This window comes from Paraburkholderia sp. UYCP14C, from assembly GCF_004197395.1.
GTDB lineage: Bacteria > Pseudomonadota > Gammaproteobacteria > Burkholderiales > Burkholderiaceae > Paraburkholderia.
This window is the reverse complement of sequence record NZ_SELS01000045.1, coordinates 64,042-70,391: the sequence shown is the minus strand read 5'-3', so window position 1 is coordinate 70,391 and position 6,350 is coordinate 64,042. Positions and strand designations below refer to the sequence as shown.

Annotated in this window: 8 protein-coding genes; 7 read left to right on the top strand and 1 reads right to left on the bottom strand. The window is 60.9% G+C overall.

Annotated features, from left to right (window positions below; genetic code table 11):
• Positions 1 to 533, top strand: a 533-nt coding sequence (locus EVC45_RS31325) for an IS6 family transposase (RefSeq protein WP_248295325.1), incomplete at its 5' end; no start/stop codon positions are given.
• A 111-nt stretch (positions 534 to 644) separates the two neighbouring features.
• Here EVC45_RS31325 and EVC45_RS31320 read toward each other — a convergent pair.
• A complete protein-coding gene (locus EVC45_RS31320) occupies positions 645 to 965 on the bottom strand; it encodes a hypothetical protein (protein ID WP_129962048.1) in 321 nt (106 codons plus the stop codon).
• Between the two features lie 229 nt (positions 966 to 1,194).
• Between EVC45_RS31320 and EVC45_RS31315 the strand changes: the two genes are divergently transcribed.
• The 6 genes from EVC45_RS31315 (at position 1,195) to EVC45_RS31290 (ending at position 6,182) form a co-directional block, all read left to right on the top strand.
• A complete protein-coding gene (locus EVC45_RS31315) occupies positions 1,195 to 1,536 on the top strand; it encodes a hypothetical protein (protein WP_129962047.1) in 342 nt (113 codons plus the stop codon).
• Between the two features lie 162 nt (positions 1,537 to 1,698).
• Entirely contained in the window at positions 1,699 to 2,262 is a 564-nt protein-coding gene (locus tag EVC45_RS31310; protein ID WP_129962046.1) for a recombinase family protein, read from the top strand.
• Positions 2,263 to 2,265: 3 nt separating this feature from the next.
• Positions 2,266 to 5,241 (top strand): Tn3 family transposase, encoded by a 2,976-nt coding sequence (locus EVC45_RS31305; RefSeq protein WP_129962045.1) that lies wholly within the window; start codon positions 2,266 to 2,268, stop codon positions 5,239 to 5,241.
• Between the two features lie 156 nt (positions 5,242 to 5,397).
• Positions 5,398 to 5,718 (top strand): hypothetical protein, encoded by a 321-nt coding sequence (locus tag EVC45_RS31300; RefSeq protein ID WP_129962044.1) that lies wholly within the window; start codon positions 5,398 to 5,400, stop codon positions 5,716 to 5,718.
• Positions 5,715 to 5,909 (top strand): hypothetical protein, encoded by a 195-nt coding sequence (locus EVC45_RS31295; protein ID WP_129962043.1) that lies wholly within the window; start codon positions 5,715 to 5,717, stop codon positions 5,907 to 5,909. Before EVC45_RS31300 ends, EVC45_RS31295 begins: the two co-directional genes overlap by 4 nt.
• A gap of 48 nt (positions 5,910 to 5,957) precedes the next feature.
• Positions 5,958 to 6,182, top strand: a complete 225-nt coding sequence (locus tag EVC45_RS31290; protein WP_129962042.1) for a DUF3717 domain-containing protein — start codon at positions 5,958 to 5,960, stop codon at positions 6,180 to 6,182.
• The last annotated feature ends 168 nt before the right edge of the window (positions 6,183 to 6,350 follow it).

Below are 6,350 nucleotides of genomic sequence, written 5' to 3'. Positions count from 1 at the left end.
CTTGCTCATCGCGGCTCGTCGGTTCGTTTTGTTCCGACAACTCTAACCCATTCGCCGGCCCTATTTGCACCAGAGCCATTCGCGGCAGGTGGGTCTACCTGTACCGGGCGGTGGATCGGACTGGTCAGACCGTGGACTTCATGCTCAGGGCGCGGCGCGACGTGGCCGCAGCCAAAGCCTTTTTCAGCAACGCCATCAGGCATCAGGGCCAGTCACCGGAGACCATCACGCTTGACGGGTATGCAGCCTCGCACCGCGCGGTGCGCGAGATGAAGGCCGATGGTCTGCTGCCTGAAGACACGAAGGTTCGGTCCTCAAAATATCTGAATAACGTGATCGAGCAGGACCATCGCCACATCAAGTCGCGAACGAACCCGATGCTTGGATTCAAACGGTTCAGGAGCGCCGCGACCACGATTTCAGGCATCGAGTTGACGTATCGCATTCGCAAGGGCCAGTTCGATCTCGCGAAACTCGGCCTCAGGGATGCCGCTGCGCCCGCCGTATGGAATGCGGTGCTGTCCGCTCGATAAGGTGTCCTGCATATAGGGAACTTCTCAACCCGCTTGCCTATTTGCACCAGAACCCCCACCGCCAGCTCACGCTGAATCCGGTGCAATTCATCCGGTTCAGCGGACTAGGTGTCAGCCGCCACTGCGCAGGATCTTGCCGAACAGGTCTTTCTCCACCCCTGACGCATTCGGACGTTTAACAGCCATGGTCAAAGCTGTGCGCAAGTTCGGCGTAAGCTCGACATCACCGCTGCTGACGGAATTCAGAGTTTCACGAACCAAGTCCGGATAGGCACCTTTGGAAAACTGGCCGATAGCGATATTCGCAGCTTCCCCCGGGGAATTCAGCCGAAAGAGTTTTTGTACAGCGAGTGCACGTATCAACTCGCTATCGTGGCCGTCCGCTATCTGGGGTGCCCTCAAGAAACGGATTTTTTCGTACGCTAAGGCCAACGTCAACGTCTCCAATGAACTTGAGCATGAAGGTGGCTTTGCTGGATTGGCAGCGCCGTGGCACGTGGAAATCGTTCGCGTTTAATGTATGAAATTTCGTTTTTGATCCTAGTTTTCTGCTATTGGCATGCTAGCGTCTTCGGTTAAGCCGCTAACCCCGGCCGCCATGAGTAGAGAAATTGCGGACGCACATCCATCCGCTTCATCCGATCAGGGACCGAAAACGCACATGACACTCTCTTTGGAAGACGCATTTTCCAGTGCACAGCAAACAAAACTGAATCGTCGCCTGCTTGTGGCGCTCATTGACCAGGCTGATACCCATTGGTGGGGTGGTCATGTCGACAACTGGCAGCCGGACGAAGCACTGTTTTCCTCAGGGGCGGCACTGAAGGGTTACCGGAAACTCGTGACCCGTTTCAAGAAAGGCGAGACCGCCAAAGCACACGTGCTGATGATGCACATTGACGGCACGTTCGGGGCCGTCATGTTTGGTGTGGAGTCAGCGGAGGAAGCGCAACGGCTTCTGGATGACACACTGGAAGAAATTCGGATTAGAACCTCAGATTGATGCCCGGCTTCGCAGAGGCGAGGTTGTCAGGCTGGGGCGTACCCTATCCTGATGTCAGGATGACCCTGTCAGGAACGTCAGGATAGGGCCCACTTCCCAATTGTTTGACACGCGACCCCGAACGTCATAGATTTCAAGCTGACATTTTCACCGGATGCCGTCGTGAAGAGCGGTCAGCGAGTCGGATATGTGCGGGTCAGTACCTTCGAGCAGAACGCTGGGCGGCAGCTTGACGGCGTCGATCTGGATCGCATCTTTACCGACAAGGCGTCGGGCAAGGACGTGAAACGGCCACAGCTCGACGCGCTGCTGGGTTTTGTGCGGGCTGGCGATACGGTGGTGATCCACAGCATGGACCGGCTCGCACGAAACCTCGATGATCTGCGGCACATCGTCCGGTCGCTCACGGAACGCGGTGTACGCATCGAATTTACGAAGGAGTGCTTGACGTTCACGGGCGAGGACTCACCGATGGCGAACCTGATGTTGTCAGTGATGGGAGCGTTCGCAGAGTTCGAGCGCGCGCTGATCCGCGAGCGTCAACGCGAAGGCATTGCGCTCGCGCGTCAGCGCGGTGCGTATCGTGGCCGCAAACCAGCGCTATCCGACGCGCAGGTCGCGGATTTACGGCGTCGCGTGGAAGCCGGCGAACGCAAGGCACAGATCGCGCGCGACTACGGAATCAGCCGGGAAACGTTGTACCAGTACCTGCGCTCGGCGAGGTGACACGTGCCCCGTCGGGAACTGCTAACGTCCGCCCAACGCTTCGAGCTGTTCGCTTTTCCCGACGATGAAAGCGAGCTGATCAGGCTTGCCACGCTGTCGAAGGACGATTTCGCTTTTGTACGGCAACACCGCAGCGACCATAACCGGCTCGGCGTAGCCGTTCTCATGATCTATCTGCGCTATCCCGGACGGGTGCTGGGTCCGAACGAGAAGCCGCACGCGCCTGTCCTCGGCATTCTCGCGGCCCAATTGCGGGTTTCGCCAGCGGTATGGGACCTGTATGCGCGGCGAGACGAAACCCGGCGTGAACATTTGCAGGAGCTTCTTGTCCGCTCGGGGCTTGTACAGTTCTCGCGCCAGCACTACCGGCACCTGTCCGCGCTTTTGCTGCCCGTGGCGATGCAAACAACCCAGGGGATCGTGCTCGCGCGCGCCGCGGTGGATGAACTGCGCCGCCTATGCGTGTTGCTGCCGCCCATCGCCGCGCTCGAGAAGCTCTGCGCGGCCGCGGCAACACGAGCCCAACGTGAAGTATACCGGCTGCTCACCGGGCCGTTGACCGACGGACAACGCGCGGCGCTCGATGCGCTTCTGCTCCCTGATGGCGAGCGCCTCATGAGCAAGCTGGCGTGGCTGAGGCAGTCGCCGGGCGACCCGAGCGCCAGGGCCGTGCTGGCGCATATTGAGCGCCTGCAAGCAATTCGCGAGCTTGGCTTGCCGGCCGACATTGGCCGCAGCATCCACCAGAACCGGTTGCTGCAGCTCGCCCGCGAAGGCGGTCAGACCGCCGTCTATCAGATCGAGGAGTACGAGACCGACCGGCGTCACGCCACGCTGATCGCGATCCTCCTCGACACGTCGGCCACCCTGACCGATGAGATTCTCAACCTGCATGACCGCCTGATCGGTTCATTCTTCACCAAAGCCAAACACAAGTATGAGAAACGTTTCGCGGCCGACGGCAAGGCGGTCAATGAGAAGGTCCGTCTCTATGCGAAGATCGGCACGGCGTTGATCGAAGCGAAGAAGGAGAAGACCGATCCGTTCAAGGCGATCGAAGCCGTCGTGCCGTGGGATGTGTTCACCACAAGCGTGCAGGCAGCACAGAAACTGGCGCGCGACGCCGAATTCGATGCGATGGCGCTGCTCGTCGACCACCATACCCAGCTTCGGCGTTACTCTCCGACGTTCCTCGATACCTTCGAATTTCGCGGTGCGCCAGCGCGCCAGAATCTGCTGGACGCCATCGCCACGTTGCGCGAGATGAATCGCACCGAAGCGCGCAAGGTTCCGGCCGACGCGCCCATCGCCTTCCTCGGGCCACGGTGGAAGCGGTTCGTTGTCAAGGAAGACGGCGTCGATCGCAGGTTTTATGAGATGGCTGTCATGAGCGAGCTAAAGAACGGGTTGCGCTCGGGCGACATCTCGGTGCCCGGCAGCCGGCAGTTCAAGGATTTCGACGAGTACCTGATGTCGCGTGCCGTGTTCGACAACCAGCGCCGCGATGGCCGGCTCGGGCTCTCGGCGCCCACGTCGGCAAGAGCCTGGCTTGACGAGCGCCTCACGCGCCTTCGAGAGGCGCTCGACGAGACGAATCGGCTTGCCAAGGCGGGCGAACTGCCCGACGTTGAAGTGGACGAAAAGGGGCTCCGGATTACACCGCTGGATGACGCGACGCCGCCGGCGGGCAAGGCGCTCAGGCAGCGCGCGTACGACCTGCTGCCGCGTGTGAAGATCACGGACCTCCTGCTCGAGGTCGATCAGTGGACGGGCTTCACGCGGCACTTCACACATCTGAAAGGCGGCACCAAGCCATCGGACCGGACGCTGCTGTTGACGGCGATACTTGCGGACGCATTCAACCTTGGTCTCGAGAAGATGGCCGATGCCTGCCCGGGGACGAGCCTCGCGAAGCTCTCGTGGCTGGTGGCCTGGCACATTCGCGACGAGACCTATCAGAAGGGACTGGTCGAGCTGGTCAACTATCAGCACAAGCTGCCGTTCGCCGCCTATTGGGGCGAAGGCACCACCTCGTCATCGGACGGGCAGCGTTATCAGGCAGGCGGTCACGGGCGCGCGGCTGGATACCGGAACGCCAAGTACGGCAGCGAGCCCGGCGTCCTGTTCTATACGCACATTTCCGACCAGTACGCGCCGTTCTACACGAAGGTCATCAACTCGCCGGTGCGTGACGCCACGCACGTGCTCGACGGGCTGCTTTACCACGAGTCGGACCTGCTGATCGAAGAGCACTATACTGACACGGCCGGCTTTACCGATCACGTGTTCGGGCTATGCCCGTTCGTCGGGTATGAGTTCGCGCCGCGCATCGCCGATCTTGCCGACAAGAATCTTTACGTACCCGGGAAGGCGTCCGACTGGCCGGCCCTGACCGCACTGATCGGTGGGTCGATCAGCGAGAGGATCATCGAACGCGAATTTGATGAGGCGCTTCGCCTGGCCGCGTCGATCAGACAGGGAACCGTGACGGCCTCGCTGATCCTGCGCAAGCTTGGCGCGTACCCGAGGCAGAACAGCCTCGCCGTCGGTCTGCGCGAGATTGGCCGGATCGAACGCACGCTGTTCACGCTGAAGTGGCTGCGGGATCCAGTATTGCGGCGTCGCGTGTCGGCCGGCCTGAACAAGGGCGAGGCACGCAACTCACTGGCGCGGGCGGTCTTCTTCTACCGGCTTGGTGAGATCCGCGACCGTTCGTACGACAACCAGCGGTACCGGGCCAGCGGCCTGAATCTCGTGGTTGCCGCCATCACGCTGTGGAATACCGTTTACCTCGAGCGGGCGATCTCCGTGTTACGACAACATGAAGATATCGACGAAAGCCTGCTGCCACACGTGGCGCCCATCGGCTGGAATCACATCATTCTGACCGGGGACTACATCTGGCATGCCAACAAGCGGGTCGCCAAGGGCAGGTTGCGGCCGCTGCGGCCCACCCGATCGGGAACCCCGAGGTCTTAGCGTACGAAAAAATCCGTTTCTTGAGGCCACCCCGTTACGCGCCTACGCGATCCAGCACGTCGAGGCCACAAACATCCTCCGCGCTATCGACTAACGAACCGGCCCCGGCCTGCGGGCTGGGGTCCTTCGCCCTACCTGAAAATCAGTGAGGAAGAAATGGATACCACGCAAATTCGCCCGACCTGGATGACCGCACTTCTGCCGTTGCTGGCCGTCTATCAGTATGGTGATCGCGAAATCGTACGCGCTGAACTGTTCCGTATGGCGCTGTCGGCGGATGCGGCGGCAAAGTCGGCAGACGCGCTGCATCGCATCGCGAACATGCTCGACCGTGACGGACATGCGATCGACATGCATCGCGAAGAGCTTCGCGCGATTGCCCGCTCCGCGCTTTCCGAGTTCGAGCGCGTACCGCCTCGCGCACCGCTGGTGGCCGTGCATGACGTCGTCCGCGCCTCGCGTGAGCGTGTCGCATGACGACAGAACTAAAACGGGGTTGCGACCTGAAGCGCGGGGACGTGCTGCGCACATGGTTCGGCAATCAGACGATCCTTGACATGCTGCCGTACAGCGGCCCGTTCGACTTCATCTGTGGCGTGGCGCAGCTTCCAGACGCTGAGATGTCAATCGTGCGCAGCGAACTCTACGAAGTGCTATTCGCCAGCTAACCTGAACCCTGAACCGCCCGCGTGTTCGCGCGGGCTCCGGAGCCTGACATGCCAAGCTTTACAATTGCCGAGATTGAGCAGGCGATCAACGTCTGGCGAAACCGCCAGGCGTCAGGAGAAGATGCGGCGCTGTGTCCGAAAGCGCGTCACCTTGCTGATATCTATGGCGAGATGATCTACGCGCACGCAGCGACCATCGACGTGTCTTCCCTGACTGCCGAGCAGGTGGATGCCGTGAGCACTGCCCTTTACCAACAGGAATTACCGTTATGACCGACGAACCGAAACTCGCTCCGGGCGGTTTCGCCGCAAGCTGATGGCGAGGCTTTTGCTCAACCACGTTGGCTGGCGATAGCCCGGCGTGTCTGTGTCCGGGCTGGCAGCCCCCGGGCGTGCCAGTCTGTTCGTGGACACCTTTGCCGAGCACCCCCCTTCCTGCTA